The sequence below is a fragment of the Cupriavidus sp. OV096 genome, assembly GCF_900115455.1.
GTDB lineage: Bacteria > Pseudomonadota > Gammaproteobacteria > Burkholderiales > Burkholderiaceae > Cupriavidus.
Window position 1 is genome coordinate 50247 of the sequence record NZ_FOWM01000012.1, and the last position, 23969, is coordinate 74215.

Annotated in this window: 18 protein-coding genes; 7 read left to right on the top strand and 11 right to left on the bottom strand. The window is 64.6% G+C overall.

From position 1 onward, the window contains the following. Window positions 1–7: 7 nt before the first annotated feature. The 4 genes from BM115_RS21865 to BM115_RS21880 all read right to left on the bottom strand — a co-directional run bounded on the left by BM115_RS21865 (window position 8) and on the right by BM115_RS21880 (window position 8458). Window positions 8–1483, bottom strand: a complete 1476-nt coding sequence (locus BM115_RS21865) for an efflux transporter outer membrane subunit (protein WP_092299463.1) — start codon at window positions 1481–1483, stop codon at window positions 8–10. Continuing rightward, window positions 1480–4653: an efflux RND transporter permease subunit gene (locus BM115_RS21870; RefSeq protein ID WP_092299140.1), complete on the bottom strand. Its 3174-nt coding sequence runs from the start codon at window positions 4651–4653 to the stop codon at window positions 1480–1482. The genes BM115_RS21865 and BM115_RS21870 overlap by 4 nt, the downstream gene beginning before the upstream one ends. Window positions 4654–4666: 13 nt before the next feature. Next, on the bottom strand, window positions 4667–5860 hold the full coding sequence (locus BM115_RS21875; protein WP_092299143.1) for an efflux RND transporter periplasmic adaptor subunit: 1194 nt from the start codon (window positions 5858–5860) through the stop codon (window positions 4667–4669). A 171-nt stretch (window positions 5861–6031) separates the two neighbouring features. Further along, entirely contained in the window at window positions 6032–8458 is a 2427-nt protein-coding gene (locus BM115_RS21880) for a carbohydrate-binding family V/XII (protein ID WP_092299146.1), read from the bottom strand. Between the two features lie 288 nt (window positions 8459–8746). Between BM115_RS21880 and BM115_RS21885 the strand changes: the two genes are divergently transcribed. Then, entirely contained in the window at window positions 8747–9880 is a 1134-nt protein-coding gene (locus BM115_RS21885) for a metallophosphoesterase (protein WP_092299466.1), read from the top strand. Window positions 9881–9937: 57 nt separating this feature from the next. On the opposite strand, the gene ettA is transcribed toward BM115_RS21885, so the two are convergent. Beyond that, on the bottom strand, window positions 9938–11605 hold the full coding sequence (gene ettA / locus BM115_RS21890) for an energy-dependent translational throttle protein EttA (RefSeq protein ID WP_092299149.1): 1668 nt from the start codon (window positions 11603–11605) through the stop codon (window positions 9938–9940). A gap of 169 nt (window positions 11606–11774) precedes the next feature. On the opposite strand from ettA, the gene BM115_RS21895 reads away from it, so the two are divergent. From BM115_RS21895 to BM115_RS21915, 5 genes are all read left to right on the top strand, one after another. After that, entirely contained in the window at window positions 11775–12617 is an 843-nt protein-coding gene (locus tag BM115_RS21895) for a hypothetical protein (RefSeq protein WP_092299153.1), read from the top strand. Between the two features lie 58 nt (window positions 12618–12675). Next, a complete protein-coding gene (locus BM115_RS21900; protein ID WP_255370935.1) occupies window positions 12676–13119 on the top strand; it encodes a hypothetical protein in 444 nt (147 codons plus the stop codon). A gap of 206 nt (window positions 13120–13325) precedes the next feature. Next, window positions 13326–13628, top strand: coding sequence for a hypothetical protein (locus BM115_RS21905; RefSeq protein ID WP_255370936.1), 303 nt, complete (start codon window positions 13326–13328; stop codon window positions 13626–13628). Window positions 13629–13702: 74 nt separating this feature from the next. Then, on the top strand, window positions 13703–13924 hold the full coding sequence (locus BM115_RS21910) for a hypothetical protein (RefSeq protein ID WP_092299156.1): 222 nt from the start codon (window positions 13703–13705) through the stop codon (window positions 13922–13924). A 49-nt stretch (window positions 13925–13973) separates the two neighbouring features. Continuing rightward, window positions 13974–14477: a M48 family metallopeptidase gene (locus tag BM115_RS21915; RefSeq protein WP_092299475.1), complete on the top strand. Its 504-nt coding sequence runs from the start codon at window positions 13974–13976 to the stop codon at window positions 14475–14477. Between the two features lie 40 nt (window positions 14478–14517). On the opposite strand, the gene BM115_RS21920 is transcribed toward BM115_RS21915, so the two are convergent. The 5 genes from BM115_RS21920 to BM115_RS21940 all read right to left on the bottom strand — a co-directional run bounded on the left by BM115_RS21920 (window position 14518) and on the right by BM115_RS21940 (window position 19399). Beyond that, a complete protein-coding gene (locus BM115_RS21920) occupies window positions 14518–15414 on the bottom strand; it encodes an endo alpha-1,4 polygalactosaminidase (RefSeq protein WP_092299478.1) in 897 nt (298 codons plus the stop codon). Between the two features lie 63 nt (window positions 15415–15477). Then, window positions 15478–16158, bottom strand: a complete 681-nt coding sequence (locus tag BM115_RS21925; protein ID WP_092299159.1) for a DUF2894 domain-containing protein — start codon at window positions 16156–16158, stop codon at window positions 15478–15480. Beyond that, on the bottom strand, window positions 16151–16798 hold the full coding sequence (locus BM115_RS21930) for an OmpA family protein (RefSeq protein WP_092299162.1): 648 nt from the start codon (window positions 16796–16798) through the stop codon (window positions 16151–16153). The genes BM115_RS21925 and BM115_RS21930 overlap by 8 nt, the downstream gene beginning before the upstream one ends. Further along, window positions 16795–18690, bottom strand: coding sequence for a DUF802 domain-containing protein (locus tag BM115_RS21935; protein ID WP_092299165.1), 1896 nt, complete (start codon window positions 18688–18690; stop codon window positions 16795–16797). Before BM115_RS21935 ends, BM115_RS21930 begins: the two co-directional genes overlap by 4 nt. Before the next feature lie 10 nt (window positions 18691–18700). Further along, complete coding sequence (locus tag BM115_RS21940; protein ID WP_092299168.1) at window positions 18701–19399, bottom strand: DUF3348 domain-containing protein; 699 nt, start codon at window positions 19397–19399, stop codon at window positions 18701–18703. A 280-nt stretch (window positions 19400–19679) separates the two neighbouring features. Between BM115_RS21940 and BM115_RS21945 the strand changes: the two genes are divergently transcribed. Then, window positions 19680–21182 carry a tyrosine-type recombinase/integrase gene (locus BM115_RS21945; protein WP_092299171.1) on the top strand — a complete coding sequence of 501 codons (1503 nt, stop codon included), beginning with the start codon at window positions 19680–19682 and terminating at the stop codon, window positions 21180–21182. On the opposite strand, the gene BM115_RS21950 is transcribed toward BM115_RS21945, so the two are convergent. Next, on the bottom strand, window positions 21082–23733 hold the full coding sequence (locus tag BM115_RS21950; protein WP_092299174.1) for an ATP-binding domain-containing protein: 2652 nt from the start codon (window positions 23731–23733) through the stop codon (window positions 21082–21084). The two genes, BM115_RS21945 and BM115_RS21950, sit on opposite strands and share 101 nt — an antisense overlap. Window positions 23734–23969: the final 236 nt, after the last annotated feature.

Below are 23969 nucleotides of genomic sequence, written 5' to 3' on the forward strand. Positions count from 1 at the left end.
GGGACTTCTATTTAGCGGGAGGGGGCGGAGGCGGCACAGTAGCGCGGGCGTCGCCGGTCAGGCCGGCGTCCCGCACATCGCTCGGGATGGCGGGCCAGCCGCCACCAAGCGCCTTGTACAGCGAGGCGGTGCCGGTCAGGACATCGACCTGCCCCTGGATCGCCGCCAACTGCACCGTGAACAGCTTCTCCTGGGCGTCCGTCACTTCGAGATAGCTGGAATAGCCGCCCTCGTAGCGCGCGCTGGACTGGTCCGCGTAGATCAGCAGGCTCTGCTCCTGCCGGCGCAGGCTGCCGAGCCGGTTACGGGTCTCGATGCCGTTGGACAGCTGGTTGTTCACATCGGCCAGCGCATTGAGCACGCTGAACTGATAGCCGAGCATGGCCTGGTCGCGCACCGCTTCGGCCGTATTCACCTGCCCCCGGATCGCCCCGCCCTGAAACACCGGCTGGGCGAGGTTGGCGCCAAAGCCCCAGATCTGCGAGGCGCTCTGCCACAGGCCCGCCGGCGAGGTGGCCAGCGCGCCGAAGAACCCCGACAAATTGACCGACGGCAGGAACAGCGCCAGCGCGGCGCCCACCTGCGCGTTGGCGGCCACGGCGGTTTGCTCGGCCTGCAGGACGTCCGGCCGGCGCGCCAGCAGCGCGGCAGGCAGGTCGGCGCCGATGGCCGGCGCCGTCAGCTCGTTCACCGGCTTGCCGCGCTCCACCGGCCCCGGCTCGCGGCCCAGCAGCACGGACAACGCGTTCTCGGTCTGGGCGATCGACGTGCGCAGCGGCGGGATGGTCGCCTCGGTCGAATAGAAGTCGTTCTCGGCCTGGGACAACTCCACTTGCGAGATCACGCCGCCCTGATAGCGTTGCTGGAAGATGTCGAGTGCGCGGCCGCGTGCGTCGAGCGTGGCGCGCGCCACCTCGAGCTGCGCATCGAGCCCGCGCAGCGTGGCGTAGCCCTGCACCACCGAGGCCGCCAGCGCCAGCACCACGCCGCGCCGGGTGTACTCGGCATTCCACAGGCTGGCTTCGGCCGACTCGGCCTGCCGGCGGATGCGGCCCCAGAGGTCGATCTCCCAGCTGGCGTTCAGCAGCGCCTCGTAGCTGTTGCGCGGGCCGCCCAGCGCCGCGAACGGCGTGCCGTTGAACGAGCCGCTTTTCTGCCGCGCCGCCGAGGCGGTGGCGTTCAGCTGCGGATAGAAGCCCGAGCGCGCCACCATCAGCTGGCCCCGGAATTCGTCGATGCGGGCCGCCGCGATGCGCGCGTCGTAGTTGCTGCGCAGCGCCGCCTCGACCATCGCGGTCAGCACCGGGTCGTTGAAGCTGTTCCACCAGTCGCTGTCGGCGGCCACGGTCAGCACGCCGCTGTCGATCCGGTAGTTGGGCGGCTCGGCCGCCTCCGGCCGCGCGTAGTCCGGGCCGATGGCGCAGCCGCCCAGGATCGCCAGACAGGCGGCCGACATCGCAGTGCTACGCAGTACGGCATTCATGATGGCTCCCCGGCGCTCGGTGAAGGATGCGAAGTGGATGGCGCCGCGACCTTGCGCGGGCGGCGCGCCGCCCACTTGTCGGCGGCCGTGCCCACCAGCCACGAGAACAGCGGCACGAACAGCAGCGCGAGCGAAGTGGCCGCGATCATCCCGCCGATGATGCCGGTGCCGATGGAATGCCGCGAATTCGACCCCGCCCCCGAGGCGATGAACAGCGGCACCGCGCCAAGAATGAAGGCGAGCGAGGTCATCACGATCGGCCGCAGCCGCAGCTTGGCGGCCTCCACGGCGGCATCGGCGTGGGAAAGCCCTTCCTTGTGCTTCATCACCGCGAATTCCACGATCAGGATGGCGTTCTTCGCCGCCAGCCCGATCAGCGTCACCATGCCGATCTGGAAGTACACGTCGTTCGACAAGCCCCGCAACAGGATCGCCATCAGGGCGCCGAAGATGCCGAACGGCACGGCGGTCAGGATCGACAGCGGCAAGGACCACGACTCGTACTGTGCCGCCAGGATCAGGAACACCATGACGATGCCGAACACGAAGACGATGGTGGTGGTATTGCCGGATTTCTTCTGCTCGAAGGCCTCGCCGCTCCAGGCGAAGCTGTAGCCGGCGGGCAGCACCTCCCGCGCCACCGCCTCCATGGCCGCCAGCGCCTGCCCGGAACTGTGGCCGGGCGCGGCATCGCCGGTGATCTTGGCCGCCGGGAAGTTGTTGAAGCGCGAGAGCAGGTCCGGCCCGCTGGAGTAGTAGGTCTTCAGCAGCCCGGAGACTGGCGCCATCTTGCCGTCCCGCCCGCGCACGTACAGGTATTCGAGATTCGTCGGCGTGGCCCGGTACTGCGGCTCGGCCTGCAGGATCACCTGCCAGACGCGGCTGTACTGCGTGAACTGGCTGACGTAGAGCGAGCCGAATTGCGTCTGCAGCGTGCCGTAGACATCGGCAATCGGCACGCCCATGGTCTCGGCCTTTTCCTTGTCCACCTCCACCCGCATCTGGCGCGAGGCCGACTGGATCGTGCTGGTCAACCGGCCCAGTTCCTTGTGCGCGGCCGCTGCCTGGATGAAGCGGCGCGTCACGCCTTCCAGCTCGGCCGTGTTGCCGGTGCCCCGGTTCTGGATCCAGAACTCGAAGCCGCCCTGCGAGCCCAGCCCGGGAATCGACGGTGGATTGACCGGAATGATCACCGCCTCGGGAATCGCGCGCAGCTTGGGCGTCATCTCGGCCAGCATCGCCGGCACGCCCAGATCGGCGGAACCGCGATCCTTGAAGCTCTTCATGCCGACGAACACCGTGCCGGCGTTGGTCTTGTACTGGCTGTCGATGAAGCTGTAGCCGGTCAGCGCGGAGGCATCCTCCACGGCCGGGTGCTTGCGGAACATCTCGGCCACCTGCGAGGTGACCTTTTCGCTGCGGTCCAGGCTCGCGGAGTCCGGCATGATCACCGCCACGAGGATGTAGCCCTGGTCCTCGGACGGCACGAAGGCCGTGGGGATGTGCGCGAACAGCTGCCACGTAGCCAGCAGCATCGCCCCGAAGATCGCCAGCGCGACCACCGCGCGCCGCATGATCGTGCGCACCCAGCCGCCGTAGTGGTGCACCAGGCGGTCGAACCGCTCGTTGAACCAGACGAAGCCGCGCCACGGCGTGTGGTGCCCCGGCTTCAGGATCAGCGCCGCCAGCGCCGGCGAGAGCGTGAGCGCGCAGAAGCCCGAGATGACCACCGAGATGACGATGGTCAGCGCGAACTGCCGGTAGAGCTGCCCGGTTGTGCCCGAGACGAAGGCCACCGGGATGAACACCGCCGAGAGCACCAGCACGATGGCGATGACCGGCCCGGTGACCTCCTCCATCGCCCGCAGGGTGGCCTCGCGTGGGGAGAGCTTGAACTCGGCCATGTTCCGCTCGACGTTCTCCACCACCACGATGGCGTCATCCACCACGATGCCGATGGCCAGCACCAGCGCGAACAGCGTCAGCAGGTTGATCGAGAAGCCCAGCGCCAGCAGGCCGGCAAAGGTGCCGATGATCGACACGAACACGGCCAGCACCGGGATCACCGTCGCCCGGATGTTCTGGAGGAAGATGAAGACCACCAGCACGACCAGGATCACGGCCTCGACCAGCGTATGGACCACTTCCTCGATGGAGGCGCTGACGAACTCGGTGGTGTCCAGCGAGACCTTGTACGCCACGCCGGCCGGGAAGGTCTTGGCCATCTCGTCGAGCGTCTTGCGCACGTCGTTGGCCACCTGGAGCGCGTTGGAGCCGGGCTGCTGGTAGACCGCGATGATCGTCGCCGGCTTGCCGTTCAGGGCCGAGCGCAGCATGTACTGCTGCTGGCCGATCTCGGCGCGGCCCACGTCCCGCAGCCGCACGATGGCGGCGCCCGTGGCATCGGCGCGCAGGATGATGTTCTCGAACTGCTCGGGCGTGGTCAGCCGGCCCGGTGTCACCAGCGGGAACGACAGCTCCACCGGGTTGGCGTTCGGCGACTGGCCGACGCTGCCGGCGCCGAACTGCTCGTTCTGGCTCTGCACCGCGTTCTGCACGTCCTTGCTGGTGATGCCGAGCGCCGCCATGCGGTCCGGCCGCAGCCAGATGCGCATGGCGAGGTCCGCCGAGCCCATGATCTGCGCCTGGTTGGCGCCGTTGACGCGCTTGATGGCGTCCAGCACGTACAGGTTCGCGTAGTTGTTGATGTACTGCTGGTCGAAGCGGCCATCCGGCGAATAGATCCCGATCAGCAGCAGGAAGCTGGTGGAGCGCTTCTCCACGTTGATGCCGGTCTTCTGCACCGCCTCGGGCAGCTGCGGCAGCGCCAGGTTCACTCGGTTCTGCACCTGCACCTGGGCGGTGTCCGGGTCGGTGCCGATGTCGAAGTAGACGTTGAGCGTCATCGAGCCGGTGGGCGATGACGTGGACTGCATGTAGATCATGTTGTCCGCACCGTTCACCTGGGTCTCGATGGGCGCGGCCACGGTCTGGGCGACGGTGTCCGAGTCGGCGCCCGCATAGGTGGCGCTGACCGTGACCTGGGGCGGGGTGATGTCCGGGTACTGGGCGATCGGCAGCGCGAACATCGCCACGCCGCCGCCGATGACGATGATCATCGACATCACCACCGCGAAGATCGGCCGCTTGACGCAGAAGGCGGAAATCATGGGGCGCTCCGGTTCAGGTCTTGGCCGGGGCCGGGGGGGCACTGGCCGGGGCACTGACGGGGCGGCTGCCCTCGCCGACCGCCGCCGGCGGGGCCTCGCCGGTCACGCGCACCGGTGCGCCGGCCGCCAGCTTGCCGGCGCCGTCCACCACCACGGTCTCGTTCGGCTCGAGCCCCTTGGCGATGCGCCACATCGAGCCGGACAGCTCGCCCACCATCACCGGCCGCGGCTGGGCCTTGTTGTCCTTGTCCACCACGTAGACCAGATCGCCCTTGGGGCCATGCATGACCGCGCGCTGCGGCACGACGATGGCGCCGGGCCGGCTCGCGCCACTGACCAGCACGCGCACGAACTGGCCGGGCCGCAGCTGGCCGCCCGGGTTCGGCATCAGCGCGCGCACGAGGTAGGTGCCGGTGTTCTGGTTGTACGTGGCATCGGCGAAGGTGATGCGGCCCTTTTGTGGGTACTCGCTGCCATCGGCCATGATCACGGTCACCGTGTATTGATCGTCGTGCGGCACCACCAGCGACTTCGCCTCGCGCTGGGCGCGGAACTCGAGCGTCTGGGGCTCGGAGATGCTGAAGTTGATCCGCATCGGCTGGAGCGTGGAGACCGTGGTCAGCAGGCTGTTGGACGTGCTGACATAGGCACCCACCGGCAGCACGGCGAAGCTGGACACGCCATCCACGGGCGAGCGCACGTAGGTGTAGGACAGGTTCAGTTCCTGGGTCTTCACCTCGGCCTGGGCCTGCTCCACGCCGGCGGCGGCCTCGTGGAAGTTGCCGTTGGCGTCGTCGAGATCCTTCTGCGAGAGCGCGTTGCGCGCCGCCAGCGGCTTCACACGGGCGAGGTTGGCGCGGGCCACCTCGAACCGGGCCTTCTGCTGGGCCAGCTGCGCCCGGGCGGCGTCCAGCTGGACCTGGAACGGCTTGTGGTCGATCTCGAACAGCAGCTGGTTTTCCTTGACCACCGCGCCTTCGGTGTAGTTGCGCTTGATCAGGAAGCCGGCCACGCGGGCGCGGATATCGACGGCCTGGTCGCTCTCGGTCTGGCCGACGAAATCGAAGGTCACGGGCAGGTCCTGCGCCGCCGTCTTGACCACCTGCACCGGCACGGCCTGCTGGGCTGCCGGCGGGGGTTCGGATTTCTTGCAGGCACCCAGGCCGAGCGCGGCAACGGCCAGGACGATGGGGAAAACCAGTTTCATGTGCCGCTCCGCTGCGGTTGGGTCTCGCTGCGCGGCGGCGTGCCGCACAACGTGCGTGTGGGCAGGTTAAAGCGGCGTCGGCGGCGCCACCATTCAATCTTTTCGTCGCCGCCTTCAACAAAATCGTTCGATGCAGTCTCTGCGGACAGGCGGGTTCGAGACTGCGCGCGATCAGCGCCGGAAGCCGTGGAAGCGACCGCCTCCGCCGCCGAATCCGCCGCCACCGAAGCGCCCGCCCCCGCCCTGGAAGCCGCCCCCGCGGCCCTGCCACTGCTGCGCGGAATTGCCGAAGCGTTGCTGGCCGACATCGCGCGCCTGGCGCTGCTGGTCGAGCCGGTTCTGCACGTCGCTGTTTGGCTGCACCGGCTGCCAGCCGTTGGGGGTGTGCTGCTGCCAGCCATCGTCGGTGCGCTGGTAGACGTTGCCGTCGTGGCCGGCGTAGACGTTGCCGTTGTTCCACGCCACGGCGTTGTTCTTGTTCGGATTGACCACCACACCGCGGCTGCCGGCGGTGTGGTCGCCGGTCTGGGTGTTGCCGGCCACGCCGAACTCGGCGGCGCCAGCCCGGCCGGTTTGCGCGTTGTAGCCCGCCACCTGCCGGCCGCCCGCGTAGTTGCCCGTGTACTCGTTGCCGACCACGCCGCCGCGCCCGGCGCCTTCGCGCCCGGTGGATGGATTCGAGAACGAGCCCTGCCGCCCGGCGGCGTAGTCGCCCGAATACGGATTGAATGCGGCGCCCCGGCTGCCCTGGTAGCGCGCGCCGGTGGCCGGGTTGTAGCCGGACCCCGCCGTGCCGCGCCACTGGGTGCCGGTCCACGCGTTCCAGCCCTGGGCGTGCGTGACCGTGCCCTGGCCCCATCGGCCATAGAAATTCGCCTGATTCACGTTGACGTAGTTCCAGCCGTAGCCGCCGCCCCACCAGTACGGGCCCCAGTACGGCGACGCCGCGCCCCAGATGGCGCCGGCCGCGAAGCCGAACGCGAAGCCCTCGGTCACGCCCACGGCAAACCCGGCGCCATAGCCGTAGGTGGCGGGGTAACCGTAGTAGTAGGCGCCCACATAGGGCGGATAGACATAGCCGGTGCCATAGACCACGGTGCCGTCGGGGTTGACCACCACGCCCATGTAGCCGGGGGTGTAGCCGACCACCACCGCCTCAGGCGTGACCGAATAGACCCGCACGTAGGTGACGTAGTAGATCGGCGAACTCGGCGGGATGGTGTAGATGGCGGACGGCACCTCGGTGGCCACATGCCACGGTCCGCCCGGCACGCTCGCCGTGAACCAGACGCCGTTGGCCACGGCGTAGTAATGGTTGCTATCCACCTCGATCACCGGCGTGCCCGTGTTCACCGCGTATTGCAGCGAGGTGCCGGTGATCGGCACGAACTTCGGCGTGCCGTCATAGACCACGGCCACCGTGGCCTTGGCCCGCGCCACCGATGCCGTCTGCGGAATCGTGGCGGCGATCTCGGCCTCGCGCGCCTGCGGCGTGCCCGGCACCGAGACCAGCACGTTGGCCTTGGGATCCTGCGGGGAGATCTTGGCGAAGTCGGCCGGTAGCTGATTGCCAGCCACGTGCGTCCACGGCCCGGTCAGCATTGGCGCGCGGAACCAGCGGCCCGAGAGCAGCACGTAAGACTGGTTGGTGGATGGATCGACGAAGACCGCGTGATCGGCGTTGGACACCGTGAGCAGGCTGGTGCCGCCCACCGGGGTCATCTTCGGCTCGCCGCTGGTGACGATCAGTTCGGCCGGCTGCGTGGCCAGCAGCACGGCCGGCGCCTGCGCGGGCGGCTTGCCGCTGGCCGGCAACATCGGATCGGGCTTCGGCTCGGCCTTGTTTGCCTGGATCTTGCTGGCCGCGCCGAGCAGGGCCGCCGGCGGCGACGGCACCACGGCCCACGCGCCGCCCGCCGACTCGGACTTGTACCAGTAACCGGCGGCGTTGAGCCAAAGCTCCCCGCCCGCTTCGCGCAACAGCAGGGCGCGGCTGTTGATCGCCCGCTCCAGCGACGTGCCGCCCACGGCGCGCCACGCGGGTTCACCATCGACATGCACCAGCAAGGTCGGCGTGGTGGCGAACAGGATCTGCGGCACGTCGTTCTTCACCGGCACGCGCACCGCGCGGCCCAGTTGCTGGGACACCGCGTAGCTGGCCTGCAGTTGATCCAGCGGCACCGTCAGCCCCTTGGCCGGCAGCCGCGCGATGACCGCCTGGCGCACCGTGTCGGCCGCGTCGGGGCGGGTGGGGACTTCCACGCTTTCGATCTCGATCTGGGAGAGCTGGACCAGTGCCGAGGGCTTGTCGATGTCGGCCGTCGCGGAGAAATGCACCACGCCGTAGGTCGGCGTGCCGTCGCGCGGGCCCACCGCCACGGCGGCGCGGCCCGACATGCGGGTGCCATCCCATTTCTCGATTTCTGGCTGATAGAGCTCGATGTGGTCGCCGGCGGTATCAAAGTTGCGCGGCCACGTGAGTGGCGTGAGCGGCGAGCGCGCCGGCGGCTGTGCAGCCAGGATTGGCGCGGTGGCGCCCAGCAAGGCCAGGGCGACCATCGCCCGGCAGGACAACCCACGCATGAAGCGGAACGACATGGCGACTCCGTCGAATTGCGCAGCATCCGGCACAAGCGGGCTGCTGAGAGGAATCTAATGGAGGCGCTCAGACGGGACAATCCCTGTCGAAAACATTCATTTCGTACGTTGAATCCGCGCAGATCACCGCAGCACTGGGTACGGTTTGGACCGCCCGGCCTGAGGCCAGGTGTGCATCTTGCTTCGCTTGAAAATCCTCTGAATCTGGCACCCTGCCCTTGAAGCCGCGTTATGCCAGCCTCACCTTCCTCGGATAACTACGATGCCTAAGGCCATCCGATGAGCGCCCTGCCGCCCCGCCGTTCGATTCTCTTTGCCGCCTCCATCACGGCGCTGCTGCATGGCTATATCGGCGTGCGGCTGTTGCCGGACCTGCCCGTGCCGATGGCCGTGGCCTGCCTGGGCGCGCTCTGGCTCGTCATCTCGGCCCTGCTGCTGCCCACCGCGCTGCTGGCACGGCGCCTGACGCCGCCCTGGGCGGACCGGGTTTCCTGGCTCGGCATGCTGGCGATGGGATTTTTCTCAACGCTGCTGATCCTGACCGTGGCGCGCGACCTGTTCCTGCTCGGGACGCTGGCCGTGGGCTGGCATCCGCCCGCCCTGCTGCCCGACAGCGCGGTCGCCGTGGTGGGGCTGGCGCTGCTGGTCAGCGTGATCGGCTATTTCAATGCGCGCGGGCTGGCCCGGGTGGTCGAGGTGGATGTGCCGATTCCCAACCTGCCCGAGGCGCTGCACGGCTTCACGATCGCCCAGATCAGCGACATCCACGTCGGCCCGACGATCAAGAAGCCCTACCTGGACCGCATCGTGGACCGCGTGAACCAGCTGCAGGCCGATGCGGTGGCCGTGACCGGCGACCTCGTGGACGGCACCGTGCGCGAGCTGGCCGACCACACCGCACCGCTGGGCCGGCTATCGGCCAAACACGGGGCCTTCGTCGTGACCGGCAACCATGAGTACTACTCGGGCGCCGAGGCGTGGATCGTTGAACTACGCCGATTGGGCCTGCGCGTGCTGATGAACGAGCATGTGGTGGTGGAGCGGGACGGCGCAGCGCTGGTGCTGGGCGGCGTGACCGACTATTCGGCAGGCCACTTCATCGATAGCCATCGCAGCGACCCGGTGCAGGCGCTGGCCGGCGCGCCGGCGCACGCGGCGGTGCGGGTGCTGCTGGCCCACCAGCCACGTACCGCACCGGCGGCAGCGGCGGCCGGCTTCCAGCTGCAATTGTCCGGACATACCCATGGCGGGCAGTTCTGGCCGTGGAACCTGTTCGTGCCGATGCAGCAGCCCTACGTGCATGGGCTGAACCGGCATGAAAACCTGTGGGTGTATGTGAGCCGCGGAACGGGCTACTGGGGGCCACCGAAACGCTTCGGGGCGCCTTCGGAGATCACGAAGGTGAGGCTGGTGCGGGGGTGATGCGGGGGTGATGCCTGCGGATTCCCCTCCCCCGCGCGGGAGAGGGGAATCCCACGATCAACGTACGATCGGCTTGTAGCGGATGCGCTTCGGCTTGGCGCCTTCCTCGCCGAGGCGGCGCTTCTTGTCCGCCTCGTATTCCTGGTAGTTGCCGGGGAAGAATTCCACGTGGGAATCGCCCTCGAACGCCAGGATGTGCGTGGCGATGCGGTCCAGGAACCAGCGATCATGCGAGATCACCATCACGCAGCCCGCGAATTCCAGCAGCGCATCTTCCAGCGCGCGCAGCGTTTCCACGTCGAGATCGTTCGACGGTTCATCGAGCAGCAGCACGTTGCCACCCGCGATCAGCGTCTTGGCCATGTGCAGCCGGCCGCGCTCGCCGCCGGAGAGCGTGCCCACATGCTTCTGCTGGTCGCCGCCCTTGAAGTTGAAGCGGCCGATGTAGGCGCGCGACGGTGTCTCGTAGTGGCCCACGGTCAGCACGTCCGAACCGCCCGAGATTTCCTCGAACACGGTCTTGTTCGGATCCAGCGCATCGCGGCTCTGGTCGACGAACGCCATCTTCACGGTCGGCCCGATCTTGATCTCGCCGCTATCCGGCTGCTCCTTGCCGGTCAGCATGCGGAAGAAGGTGGACTTGCCGGCGCCGTTCGGCCCGATGATGCCGACGATCGCGCCCGGCGGCACCTTGAAGCTCAGGTTGTCGATCAGCAGGCGGTCGCCATAGCCCTTGCTCACGCCGTCGAACTCGATGACCTCGTTGCCGAGGCGCTCGCCCACGGGGATGAAAATCTCCTGGGTTTCGTTGCGCTTCTGGTATTCCTGGCTGTTCAGTTCGTCGAACCGCGCCAGACGCGCCTTCGACTTGGCCTGCCGGCCCTTCGGGTTCTGGCGCACCCACTCCAGTTCCTTGTTCAGTGCCTTCTGGCGCGCCGACTCGGTCGACTCTTCCTGCTTCAGGCGCTGCTCCTTCTGGTCCAGCCACGAGCTGTAGTTGCCCTTCCACGGAATGCCGTGTCCGCGATCCAGCTCCAGGATCCATTCGGCGGCGTTGTCGAGGAAGTAGCGATCGTGGGTCACGGCCACCACGGTGCCCGGGAAGCGCGTGAGGAACTGTTCGAGCCAGTCCACGGACTCGGCGTCCAGGTGGTTGGTCGGTTCGTCGAGCAGCAGCATGTCCGGGCGCGACAGCAGCAGGCGGCACAGCGCCACGCGGCGCTTCTCGCCACCGGACAGATGGCCGACCTTGGCTTCCCACGGCGGCAGGCGCAGCGCATCGGCGGCGATATCGAGCTGGAGGTCGACGTTGTTGCCGTCGCTGGCGGCCAGGATGGCCTCGTATTTCGCCTGATCGGCGGCCAGGGCATCGAAATCGGCGTCCGGCTCGGCATAGGCCGCGTAGATCTCGTCGAGCTTCTTGCGCGCCTCGAACACGCCGCCGAGCGCCTCTTCCACCGACTCGCGCACGGTCTGCTCGGGGTCGAGCTGCGGTTCCTGCGGCAGGTAGCCGATGTTCAGGTTCGGCATCGGCGTGGCTTCGCCCTCGATCTCCTTGTCCAGGCCAGCCATGATCTTCAGCACCGTGGACTTGCCCGAGCCGTTCAGGCCCAGCACGCCAATCTTGGCGCCGGGGAAGAAGGACAGCGAAATGTCCTTGAGAATGTGACGCTTGGGCGGAACGATCTTGCCCACGCGATTCATGGTGAAAACGTACTGTGCCATGGAGGTGTGCGGTGTGTGACTAGGAATGGCGGGAGTGTAGCAGGCGGATGGGCGGGGCCGGCGTGCCGCGGGCACGGCAAAAATGGCGCCCAATTTCAGACTCGTCTCATTGCAGAGGCAAGGAGCGGTTCGGAGAATCAGGCGGGTTCACCACTGGATCGGACCCGACATGGCAAAACTATTGCGCCGCAGCGGCGCGGCAATGGGCGCGCAAATCACGCTCTTCGCTGGAAACCAACTCCCTTTCAGGGTCTCGGGCCTGGGCCCGAACCGCAGGCATCTCGCCTTCCGGAGCAGCGACTCCACCTTGAGAATCCTCCCGCTCAAGGTCAATGACCGGGATATCGAGCAACAACTGAAGATCGAAGTCAGCGAAACCGGCATCGTGAGCCGGCGGGTGGTGCATGTCGATGCCTATATATATGGCACCACCCAGCGGGATGCGAATACGCCGAGGCTGACGGTGGAGGTGTTGCCAAGGCTTGAGTTGCCAGACGCGGGGACCGAGGCGGGGATTTTGACGCGGATGTTGGTGGTGGAGAACGCGAACCCCGATAGCGACAAATTCAGCAGTCTGGATGAGGCGCTCAAGTGCATGCAATGGATGGTGCATGTCATGCGTAATCGGCTACGCCTCGGGGCAACACATTTTGCAGCGCGCGGTGCCACCAGCTTGACCGATCTTATCAAGGCACCCAATCAGGTAGAGGGTTTCGAAAGCTACCCGATCATTGCGGACCGTCCGGCGCTTCTGCTGAACAAAACCATGAACATTGCGAACGACGGTACGCACGCAAAAAACGCGGCCTTCCGAACCTACGTGGAAAATGCGATAGCGGTCGCCAGTGGAAAGCATTTTGGAAACGACCCATCTGCCGGCGAGATGTACGCATGGCGAACGCTTCCGTCAAAGCCACCGGGGCCCAATTTCGAGCCATTTCAACAACTTGGAGGCCAGCAGTTCTACACATTGACCAAGTCGTTTCTTGCGCAGTTGAATGCCAAAAAATAGGGCGACTTCCATGAGAAAGACAATCCTGGCTCTCTTGGCCTTCTGCTCGATAAATGCCATGGCCAAAGACAAGCTACCGGACGCCGTTTCGGAAACCGCAACGGGACGCACAAGAGCTTCGACGAACCCCTATTACAGGGATCCCGCTAAAGCCATTCGCTATCTGGTCGCCAGTAGCGGCAAGAACCAACAGCGCAATCGATTTTGCACTGTTGGCTACAGGATGCCGCAAGGATATTTGGTGGTCTGGACCTTGTGGGAGGAGGAGCGAACCCTCCTGCTCTGGCGAGGAAGCTCTGACGCGGACATGCGGCTGGCCGGCTTGGCAATGGCGCGCCACAGCCTAATGCTCGGCCGCGACACCGTAGCCACCGAGAACGACATCAAGGGCAGCACCTATCTCGTCACAGTCGACTGGTGGATCTCCATCGCCGATGACTGCCGCAAGCACGGCGAGCAGTACGAAATCGAGCCGTTCGCGATCAGGGAGCCGCGTCAATGAAAATAGCGCCTTGGGGCTTCCTGCTATTCGCACTTCTAGGGTGGAGCAGTACACAAGCGAATCATGATCTACCTGATGCTGTTGCCGGCAATGCCTCCGGGCGATTCAGAGTCTCCGCTGATCCGGGCTACCTAGACCCAAGGGCGACAATCAAGTACCTCCTCGCGATAGAGAGAGCAAACCGAGAGCGGAATCACTTTTGTGTCGTGGGCTATAAATTCCCCAGCGGCAACGAACTGGCCTGGGTGGTCTGGGAAGAAAAACGGCTGATGATGCTCTGGGACCCCAGCCTTTACGCCGACACCCGCTTGAAAGCCCTGACGATGGCCCGCCGAAATCTCAAACTCGGCCGCGACACTGTTGCCACCGAGAACGACATCAACGGCAGCACGTATATCGTCACGGTGGACTGGTGGATCTCCATCGCCGATGACTGTCGCAAGCATGGCGAGCAGTACGAAATCGAGCCGTTCCGGATTGCCCCGTCGAAAACCAGCGATCCACGCTGATTCGTGGGCATCGTTACAATGTCGCCTTTGTCCCGCGAATCCCGCGAGGCCTCCGACACTCGGTCCGAATTGCCATGAAAGCTGCTCTTACCCTCAAGTTCAAGTGCAAGAAGTGCACCAAACCCGTCACACTGTATCTGCAAAAGACGTCGGCCTGCTCGCACATCCTGCCGTACCAGGGTTTCTGCAAGTGCGGCGAGATGATGCGCCATGCCACCGGGGACAAGGACGCCGTCGAGTCGTTCGTCAACTCGGTGGATAACAGCTGGATGCACCATCACCATCATCACCACTAAATAGGAAGGGTCTGTGAGCGAAGGCTGGCGCCCCGGCGTGAAGGATCCGATGCGCTTCCTGGGCGGTTATCCGCCCGGGGTGCTCGACCAAGTGCGCGCGCTGATTGCGGCGGGCGGGCTGGGGGATCACCTTGCGCGGCGGTATCCGGCCCCGCACACGATCCAGACGGATCGCGCGCTGTACGACTACACGTCGGACATCAAGCAGGAATACCTGCGCAGCGCGCCGCCGCTGCACAAGGTGGGCTACGACGCGCGCCTCGACACCGCGCAGCACGCGCTCGGCCTGCACACCGCCATCTCGCGCGTGCAGGGCGGCAAGCTCAAGGCCAAGAAGGAAATCCGCGTGGCGTCGCTGTTCAAGGAGGCGCCGGCGGACTTTCTCCGCATGATCGTCGTCCACGAACTGGCCCACCTGAAAGAGAGCGACCACAGCAAGGCGTTCTATCGGCTCTGCGAGCACATGGAGCCACGCTATCACCAGCTCGAATTCGATACGCGGCTGTTCCTGGCGTGGCGCGAGCTGGAGAAAACCGGCAAGACGCCGGACTAAAGCGCCGCACCGGCCTTTCCCCGGCCTGAATTGCAACAGCCTAGTCGCAGGTGTAGCGGAAGTTATCGTTCAGCTTCAGCGGCAAGACCACCGTGCGCAGGTTCAGCGCCTGAGCCTTCGCGCAGAGCGTCGGGCGCCGCGCGGGGTCCTTCCATTTCGCCGCATATTCCACATTGAAAACGGCCTTGCCCTGCGTGGTGAACGCCGCGTAGACCCCGCATTCGTTGTACTGGAAGCACTGCTCGTTGACCGCGAAATCGAAATCGCCGGCAAGCTGGGCGACCTGATCGATATCGTTCTTGAGCCCGATGGCCAGCCCGCGCGCGTGGGCCTCGGTGGCCAGAAAGCGGTTGTAGTCGAGCTGCGTCGCGGCCGTCAACGGCACGCCGGGGTTGTTGGTGTAGCCGTCGACATTGTCCGTGTCGATGCCATCGCACCCCTTCGCCTTCGCCAGATCCATCCGCGCCGTCATGATCTTGCGGACGTTGGCGGAACGGGTGTCGAGCCAGCGCTCGCCTGCCCAGCCATCGAGCTGATGGCCCTGGTCGGCGGCCGTGAATTGAGAGTAATCCGAACGCCAGTTCTCGCTGCTACCGGCGGAGAAGTAGCAGACCACGCGCTTGCCTTGGGACTTCAGCGTGTCGATGGTGGCCTGCGGGGTGTCGAAGAGGTCGAAATCGAACACGACGGCGTTGTACGACGTGTTGAGCTTGCCCTGAAGCTGGAGTTGCCACGTGTCCGTCACGGCCGGCATCCAGCGCGTTGTGGGGAGTACGCTGGCGCTGGCGGTGGACTTGCTCGTCGTGGCGGCAGCGTCCGAGACGCGGACGACCGAACCGCCGTCGTCATCGCCCCCGCCGCCGCAGGCAGCAAGCGTTGCGACGGCCACCGCCGCGGCCGGGCGCGCGAGGCGGCCCATGCCCTGATTGTTATCCATCATTGACCCTTCCTGTTGTTATCCCAACTGTATGCGGCACATTATGCGTGCAAGCATGGGCGATCAGGCAAGGGGGTCGGCATCGGCGGCACGGCGCTTGACGCGCGGCCGTTTTGGGGCGCTTGCGGCACGGCGTGCTGTCGGCTCGGCGGGCGCGCCGCCGGGGCTCATCTGCTCGAGCCACGCCAGGCCATCGACATAGGACAAGAAACGCTGGAAATAGCCCGGCGATACGTCCTGCATCAGCGCAAGTGCGCCATGCACAAGATGATTCGTATTGAGCGGCCCGGCGTTCGCCGGCACGCTGTCCAGTGCCGCGCGCAACTGGCGGTCGGCGCTGACGCGCGCCCAACTGTCGCGGAAATAGTCGATCAGGGCCGGCGCCGGCTCGGGACCGCGTTGCGCGCCAGCGACAGGTGGCAGCGCACTGGCCGAGGACCGCGCAGCGATGTATTCCACGAGTCCGCCGAGCGGGCTGGCGTCTGGCTTGGCCGGCCGGTCAGCGCGTGGGGCGGCTTGCGTGAGGGCATCGCCAAAGGACGCCACGAGGTGCGCAAGCCGTGCATCGAGCAGTTCGCGCGCTTCGCCATGCTGGGTCGCCGAGCGCCGCGCCAGCGCTTCCAGGAATCGGAAGCGCACCGGGTCGATCCGTTCGGCGCCGCGCTCGCGCCAGGCGGCGAGGCGGGCGCGCGGATCCTGGCGCGGGTCCTGGTGCGGGTCCTGGTGCGGGTCCAATTCAGCCATGAGACTTTGCCGCACCCGTGGACACTCTCGGAATCGGCGCGATCTCCACGCGGCGGTTTTTGGCGCGGCTCGCGACGTCGGCATTCGGCACCACCGGCTGCTCGGCGCCGAACGCGGCAGAGAACACCATCGCGGCGGGAATGCCCGCATCGATTAGCGCGCGCGTCACAGTCAGTGCGCGCTGGGCAGACAATTCCCAATTGTCGGCAAAGCGGCGATTGCTGTCGCGCACCTGGGTGTCATCGGTATAGCCGCTCACCATCAGGATCTCGTCGCGCGCATGCAGATAGGCCCCCAGCGGCGCAGCGAGCCCCTTCAGCAACTCGCGCCCTTCTGGCTGCAACTGGTCCGAATTCACCGCGAACAGCACGTTCCCGCTGATACCGATGCGCCCGTTCACGAGCGTCACGCGGCCCGCCGAAAGCGGCCCCGCCAGCGCCTTCTCGAGCGTCTCGCGCCGCTGCATCTCCTCCTGCCGCTGCTTGACCTCGGCTTCGAGCCGGGCCGACAGCTCCATCTGGAAGCCGATCACCCCAAGCAAAATCAGCACGAAGCCGCCCAGTAGCACCGACATCAGGTCACCGAAGACGGCCCAGACGGGCGCCGTTGACTCCACGCCGGCGTCGAGGTCCTCACTCATGCGGCCTCCGCGCCCGGTCCGTTGGCCGCGCCCGGCGCTGCCAGCCGTTGCAGGTCTTCCAGGATTTGCTTCTGCGACAGCATGCTGAGATCGACCACTTCCCGCGCCTGCGCCACGTAGTAGGCGAGCTGCTCGTCGCTGCGCGTCATCGACTTGTCGAGCGCAGCCTCGATGCGTTCCAAATGCGCGACCAACTGCCCGTTGGCATCGCTGAACACCTGCACGGCGGCGCCGAACGACTCGCCAAGGCTGGCGGTCTCGACGGCGCTGCACGACACCTGCGCGGCAATCGTCGCCATGCGTCCGGATTCGGACTCGACCGTCTCGGCAAACCGGGCACCGACGCGCTCGAGCAGCTCCGCCGTGGTCGTCACGAGGCCGTCAACCGCGGCGCGCTGGCCGGTGGAGGCATGGTTCACGGCATCGAGCAGCGTTTCCAGCGATGCCAGCAGGCGCCCACGTTCGGCGAGCATCGCGTTGTCGCGCGCGAGGCCGTCGGAGAGCTTCTCCCGCAGTTCCTCGATGATGGCGGCCGCTGCCTTGGGGGCCGCCGTCGTGGCCTCGACGAGGCGAGACACTTCCGCAATCGTCTCACTGGCCTGGGCTTGCGTCTGCGTGGCGATGGCGGCGGCCATGGCGCCGAGCGCATCGGTCCACGCGGCCAGGCGCTGTTCGTCGCGAGCCAGCAACTGGGCCTGAAGATCAGCGTGCGACTGGCTCACCGCCGCCGCCAGCGATGCTGATTGCGATGCGAAACTGGCCGAAGTGCCAGCCAGTGCTTGCTGGTTCTCGCGTACCAGGGCTTCACCGAAGGTATCGAGTGATTGGCGGAGGTCGCGCGTCAGGGCTTCGCTTGCGTGTCGATGGTCGCCCAAGGCCTGCTGCCAGACATCGGCGACATTGGCAGTGGTTGTCGCGAACTGGGTCGAGATGCCTTCGAGTTGTTGCTGCACCGTCCCAGAGACGGTCTCGCGCAATGCCGACATCTCCTGCGCGAGACCGGCCATCGTCTCCCTGACGGCGGGCTCGACCACCGCGCTGACTACGCGCGCGCTCTCGGCAATACTGGATTTCAAGCTTTCTTCGACGGAGGACGCCAGCCGCGTGTAAGTCGCTTCGGTCGAACCGTGAAACGCCTCCTGGCCCGCGGCAAGGCGCTCGGCCAGGGTCCGGCTCTGGCGCTCCATCGTGGCCATCATGTCTTGCAGACGGTCGACCAGCGTCGGCATGACCTCGGCCTGACGCTGCACGAGCCGGAACATCTCATCGCGCTGATGGCTGCGCGAGAACGGGCGCAGCGTGGTGGCGATGCGGGTGTCGAGTTGCCGCACGGCTTCGATGCGCTCGCGCCGACACAGCGCCGCGATCAGGCCCAGCATCGCCGACGTGGCAACGCCCGCGACCGAGGTACCGAACGCGAAACCCAGCCCCTTCACCGGTGCCGCCAGCGAAGCACGCATGGCTTGCAGGTCCGTCGCCCCTTCCAGTGCCATGCCCGTGCCGCGCAGCGTGGCCACCATGCCGAGGAAAGTGCCGAACATGCCGAGCAGGACTAGCAATCCGACGAGATACGGCGTCAGCGTCGGCGCGGGGAGCGTCACGCGCTCGCCCTCGACGCGCAGCCGGACGGCATCGCGCAGACCGGCTGGAAGCGTGTCCAGCCACTGGCCGAGACCCGCCGGTTTCTCGGACAAATTCGAGACCGCATGCGCCAGCGAGGCCGTCGCCTGCCGATAGCACTGGAGTTCGAACGCGCCAGTCACGTAGAAGGCACCGATCACCAACGTCACGGCGAGGGCGAGCGCGTTCGCGCCCGCGTAGCCGGCACCGATCCAGCAAACCACGGCGAGACCGGCAACAAAAGCGACGATATGGGGAAGAATTCTGTTCATGTCTATGCAGTTAGCCAGCGCGCAGGGCGGCGAGCAGCCCTTCGACCGGTTCAAAACGGATGTCCAGTTCGGCAAGCAGGACAGCCTGCATGTCTTTGCGGAACTGCGTGAGCCAGGCGCCGGGCGCATGCTCATGGGCTTGGCGCAAGTGCTCGAAATGGGTTTCCAACAGCGCCGGCACGCTCGCCAGCAGGCTCTGCTCGCGCGCACCCACCACGCGCTCCATGACGGTATCCACCATCGCCAGCTTCGCCATCGCGGGCTGCCGGGCGGTCAGCGCCTTGCGTAGCCGGCCTCGCAATATGCCGATTTCCGTCGCCATGGTTTGTTGCGTGGTCAGATAGCGGTGGCGATAGACAGCAAAATCGACCGTGGCGTCAGGCGACTCCGCCGGCACGGCTGGACGCCCCGGCCCACGACGCCGCGCGCTTGATGTGCCGTCATCGACAATCGCATTGGCCAGCGCCGCGCGCACGCGCACGGCATCACGCGCCTCGGCATTCCCCGGGCGCGGCGGCAGCGACGATCCCGGCACTGGATGGCTGGTAAGTGCGGCGGACAGCGCGATGGCATCCGTCCACCCGAGCCATTGGCTTAGCTGGTGGGAGAGGGAACTGGCAGGTTCCGCAGCATCGACGTGGATCAGGCGAGACAGGAGCCGAACGAGCGTCGGGCCGCTATGGGCAGTGCGCCGTGGCAGATGGGACATACCGCCGGTTTCCGATCGAAAAACCAAGCAGTTTACAACGGACAAGGGGTTACAGCGCTTGCTGTAACCCCTTGTTTTATCTGGTGCCGGCTGCAGGACTCGAACCCGCCACCTGATGATTACAAATCACCAAAGAACGGTATTTCTCGATGTTGATCGGCATCCGTGTAACCGCAAAAAACCGCATGAATAAAGGGATTCCTTACTATACCTGTTGATTTCCGCGTTGACCGAAATGGACTGAATACCGCACAATCTGGTTACATGGAGGTTACATAGAATGGCCAAGGTCAACTTCACCGCCGCGCGCGTCGATGCGCACCGATGCCCCCAGGGCAAATCACAAGCCTTCATGTGGGATTCAGCATCTCCCGGCCTAGGACTACGCGCCACCGCGAGTGGGGCCAAGTCCTACATCTTCCAAGGCAAGGTTCACGGGCAGACCGTCCGCCTAACCATTGGCGACCCGCGTAGCTGGACCATCAGCAAGGCCCAGGAAGAAGCACGCCGACTGCAGACACTCATCGACGCCGGCCACGACCCGCGCGAAGTGAAGGCGGAACAGCGTGCCAGTCATCAGGCACGACGAGCAACGGCGATCCGAGAAAGCGTGACCGTGGCCGACGCGTGGGCTGACTATCTCGACGTCCTGCGCACCAAAATCTCGCCGAAGACCAAGAAACCGAGATCCGCAGGCTATATCAACGATCACCTCAAACTCGCTGCAGCAGGCGGCGAACTGACCAAACGGGGCGGCAAAAAGACGGAGCGCGGTCCACTTTACCCGTTGATGGCCCTGAAGCTGTCCAGCCTCACAGCCAAAACGGTTACGGCATGGCTGGAATCCGAGGTGCCTATTCGGCCGACCAGCGCTGCCTACGGCTTTCGTATGCTCAAGGCTTTCGCTAAGTGGTGCGAAGGCGAGGACAAATACGCGGGCATCATTCCGTCGGATTGCTGCACGTCCCCCAAGGTCACGGGGGCATTGCCGGGCACCAGCACCAAGGAAGGCGACAGCCTGCAAAGGGAGCAACTCGCGGCATGGTTCTCAGCCGTCCGCGCCTTGCACAATCCTGTACAGTCCGCGTATTTGCAGGGCCTGCTAATCACCGGCGCGCGCAGGGAAGAACTCGCTGCCCTGCGCTGGGAAAATGTCGACTTCCAGTGGCGAAGTCTCCAGATCGCAGACAAGATCGAAACCGGGCGTGTGATTCCTCTCACACCCTACCTAGCCTCCCTATTGCTCGATCTGAAGCGCCTCAATGAAACGCCGCCCAGTAGGCGGCGCCTGCGCAGCCTGGAAGCCCGCGGCGAGAAATGGGAACCGTCACCTTGGGTGTTTCACAGTCTCAACTCCGAGAAGGGACGGATTGCCGAACCACGTTACGCACACAACCAGGCAATTGGAGCAGCCGGTCTGCCTCATGTGACGCTACACGGCCTGCGTCGATCGTTCGGCACGCTGTCCGAATGGTGTGAGGTGCCGGTTGGCGTCGTGGCCCAGATTCAGGGGCATAAGCCCTCGGCGCTGGCCGAAAAGCATTACCGGCGCCGACCGCTCGACATGCTACGGATGTGGCACGATAAAATCGAAGCCTGGATGTTAGAGCAGGCTGGGATTGTTACTCTGGGGAGTAACGATCTGCCAGCAGGTGCCAGCCACTCCCCCGACACCGACCTCGCTACACGGGCCATTGGGGAACAAACAGCGGCCGGAGTGGCCGCAACCGTTCCGGTAGACCACCCCGACACACCATGCCTAGGTACGTTGCCGCACGCGTAGCACCGACATACACGAAACGGTCGAAGATCTCGGTCTTGGTTTCAGCCAATGCGTCTACACCCACGAAGAACACAGCTTCGAATTCCAGCCCCTTGATGTGCTGCACGTCGAAAACTCGGATATCACCTTGATCGCCCAACACTTGACCATCCACACAGGCGACAGCCCGCATGTTGATTTCTTCCAACCGCTGATTTAGTGCTTCAGCCACTAGCTTGACTTGATCCTCTGACGGCACAAGTATGGCGATGCTGGGCATGTCCTTGACTGTGTTCTCGATCTCTTTGATGCGCGCCAGCAACCAAGACGCCGTATCGGACTCTTGAATCAGCTCGGCAAGTACTGGCGCAACGCCCTCATGATTTGAATGTTCGGGCAACTGCGCTTGAGCCGAGACATCGCCGCCCATAAGGGCCAGCAGTTCAGCGGCAAAGGCGTTGAGCTTGCGGCTCTGACGATAGACGGTATTGATGCTACGCGCCTCCAGCCTCGCCGAGATCCAGCTCAGTTGTTCTCGGCTGCGCACGCCATGACTTGTGATACGTTGATTGAAATCCCCGCACGCGAAGAACGACTGAGTCTTCATATCCGTCAGTGCCTCCATGCAGGCCAATTGCAGCACGGAGAAATCCGTTGCCTCATCCACCAGCACCTGCTGCTGGAACTGCCCGGCTATTCGTTGCAACTCACCGAACTTCGGTTCGTCGAGTCTGCGTTGCACAAATCCCAGCATCATGAGTTCACGGGCTGAGCGAAGCATCAGCAGCAGGATAGCATCCAGTTCCGTCGCATCGACATGTGCCACTGCCTCCGGACGCCGATACTCGAAACCGCCTTGTGCGAGGCACTGCCGCCGAAAAGCACGGTAGCTGAGAGGCACATCCAGGAGATAGCGCTTCCACGCATTTCGGAAGCGCCGCAATGCATTCTGAAAAGTCATCTCCTCGCCGAGGGCCTTCAATCGTTCATTCTCGGGCAGGCGATCCCCCACCCAATCCCGAATTCGAGCAGCACGCGACGCCTTGCTAGGTTGCCGGCCTTTGAATCGGCTCCGAGCATATGACTGCAGGAAGCGCCGGTACGCCTGGAAGCCTTTCTGGGCGGGGTTGCCGCTTGGCTGTTGGACGACTGCGTCGCCGACATCATCGTCGAACTCGTTCTCCTCATCCTCATCTTCGTCAGACTGGTTGAGAGATTCGAGAAAATCGTTCAAGTCATTGAAAACCGACTTGTTCTGCCGGTACAGGACACCACCCTGCTCTTCGATCCACTTCTCCGTCTTTGCCTTGCTCTGCTTGAGGAGCGGCTCGATGTCCTCCTCCAACTCGTGAAGCCTAGAGTAGACGTTCAGAATTTTCCCATCCTTCAATGCTGGTAACAGGCCCGAAATGCGTTGCAACAGGGCACCAGCACTTCCGGGCGACACATCATGCAATGTCGCCACCCCTTGTTCCAATGCTGCGGCTACCCGCTGCTGGTGGAAAATGCGGAACTGATCGAACCAAGAACGCGGATCCTCAATTACGACTGCCGGCAGATGGTCCTTGTCCTCCTTGAGGATAAGTGTCCCGCCAGTACTGGTCTTGAGGATGCCAAAGACTTGTCGGGCAAGTTCGTGACGCCGCTTTGCCCACGTCTTGATCCGCTCGTCCGGCGCCGCTATTCCTTCGCGACCGAATGCCTCCTTTAGGTATTGCTTGAGTAATTCCGAGGGTGTGAACATCACCCACCGGCCCTTGCGAGACTCAGCTGCTCCATCACGGTCTACAGCCGGGTCCTGATCCAGCTTCTGACCTAAGCGCTTGATCAGCGTCGTAGTCTTGCCCGTCCCGGGCGGGCCCAGAATGATGAGCCGACGGTCTAATGGCAAGCGGAAAATCTCATCCTGAAACTTATCGAGAACCGCTTGATCCCGCAAAGTCATGGCTGTGCGGATCTGGTGGGTCAGCCCTTCGACCACATTGTTATCGATTCTCCCGGCATCAAGAATGGCCATGAAACCGGCATCTTCCGCAGGGGGTTCAATCAACTCTCTGAGCGACTGAATGGTCAATGGAACTTCAGACTCCCGGCGCCATACGGAAGGTAAGGAATCCCATTCTTCCTGAGCCTTATGAGGCTGGAGTTCCAGCTTTTCCAACACCTTCAGCCAGACGAGCCGTTTACCGATCGCGAATTCTTCCTCGTCACCAACATTCAGCGATGCGAGCCTACCGAGATCGGTCCGATAGCCTGCCAACTTGATGCCCGGGACCACAATGCCCGTACTACGACAGATGTAGTAGGTGTCCGGCTGGCCATCTTCACTTGCTACGACCACGCGAGCAATTGCCGGCGTTCGGACCAATGCCAAGAGCGCGCGTGTATTGCTATCACCGATAGATATCAGATTGTCCGCTGCAGCCCGGTTGTTCAGTGACTGCTGAATCGCTAAACTGTTGCGGGGGTCCGAGCGCTGCGCAGATGTCAGTTGCTCTTGCGCTAGTGACTCCACCTTTCCGAAGGTCTCCAATGCCTCCTGGGCCACAACATGAATCACCTCATCGGTCATGCAACGCTCCCTGTTTTCTCTTGGTAGTTTGTAGGGCACCGTTCGCCTCCTATCGTCGCATCTCTATAGACAATAGGAAGGTCTAGTATTAGAAAAGCTTCCGAACTTCGGCCGAGCTGAGATACCGCTTGACACTTGATCCACGGCTCACTCAATTGACCTCTCGATCTTCAACCCGAAGTTTCTCTCATAACTTTGTCCGGACACTTAGGGGCCGCGCCAGCCCCCAATATCTC

Excerpts from the sequence above, each read along its gene's own strand:
- BM115_RS21865 (WP_092299463.1), bottom strand. The coding sequence starts at position 1,483 with ATGAATGCCGTACTGCGTAGCACTGCGATGTCGGCCGCCTGTCTGGCG.
- BM115_RS21870 (WP_092299140.1), bottom strand. The coding sequence starts at position 4,653 with ATGATTTCCGCCTTCTGCGTCAAGCGGCCGATCTTCGCGGTGGTGATG.
- BM115_RS21875 (WP_092299143.1), bottom strand. The coding sequence starts at position 5,860 with ATGAAACTGGTTTTCCCCATCGTCCTGGCCGTTGCCGCGCTCGGCCTG.
- BM115_RS21880 (WP_092299146.1), bottom strand. The coding sequence starts at position 8,458 with ATGTCGTTCCGCTTCATGCGTGGGTTGTCCTGCCGGGCGATGGTCGCC.
- ettA (WP_092299149.1), bottom strand. The coding sequence starts at position 11,605 with ATGGCACAGTACGTTTTCACCATGAATCGCGTGGGCAAGATCGTTCCG.
- BM115_RS21895 (WP_092299153.1), top strand. The coding sequence starts at position 11,775 with ATGGCAAAACTATTGCGCCGCAGCGGCGCGGCAATGGGCGCGCAAATC.
- BM115_RS21900 (WP_255370935.1), top strand. The coding sequence starts at position 12,676 with ATGGCCAAAGACAAGCTACCGGACGCCGTTTCGGAAACCGCAACGGGA.
- BM115_RS21910 (WP_092299156.1), top strand. The coding sequence starts at position 13,703 with ATGAAAGCTGCTCTTACCCTCAAGTTCAAGTGCAAGAAGTGCACCAAA.
- BM115_RS21915 (WP_092299475.1), top strand. The coding sequence starts at position 13,974 with ATGCGCTTCCTGGGCGGTTATCCGCCCGGGGTGCTCGACCAAGTGCGC.
- BM115_RS21920 (WP_092299478.1), bottom strand. The coding sequence starts at position 15,414 with ATGGATAACAATCAGGGCATGGGCCGCCTCGCGCGCCCGGCCGCGGCG.
- BM115_RS21925 (WP_092299159.1), bottom strand. The coding sequence starts at position 16,158 with ATGGCTGAATTGGACCCGCACCAGGACCCGCACCAGGACCCGCGCCAG.
- BM115_RS21930 (WP_092299162.1), bottom strand. The coding sequence starts at position 16,798 with ATGAGTGAGGACCTCGACGCCGGCGTGGAGTCAACGGCGCCCGTCTGG.
- BM115_RS21935 (WP_092299165.1), bottom strand. The coding sequence starts at position 18,690 with ATGAACAGAATTCTTCCCCATATCGTCGCTTTTGTTGCCGGTCTCGCC.
- BM115_RS21940 (WP_092299168.1), bottom strand. The coding sequence starts at position 19,399 with ATGTCCCATCTGCCACGGCGCACTGCCCATAGCGGCCCGACGCTCGTT.
- BM115_RS21945 (WP_092299171.1), top strand. The coding sequence starts at position 19,680 with ATGGCCAAGGTCAACTTCACCGCCGCGCGCGTCGATGCGCACCGATGC.
- BM115_RS21950 (WP_092299174.1), bottom strand. The coding sequence starts at position 23,733 with ATGACCGATGAGGTGATTCATGTTGTGGCCCAGGAGGCATTGGAGACC.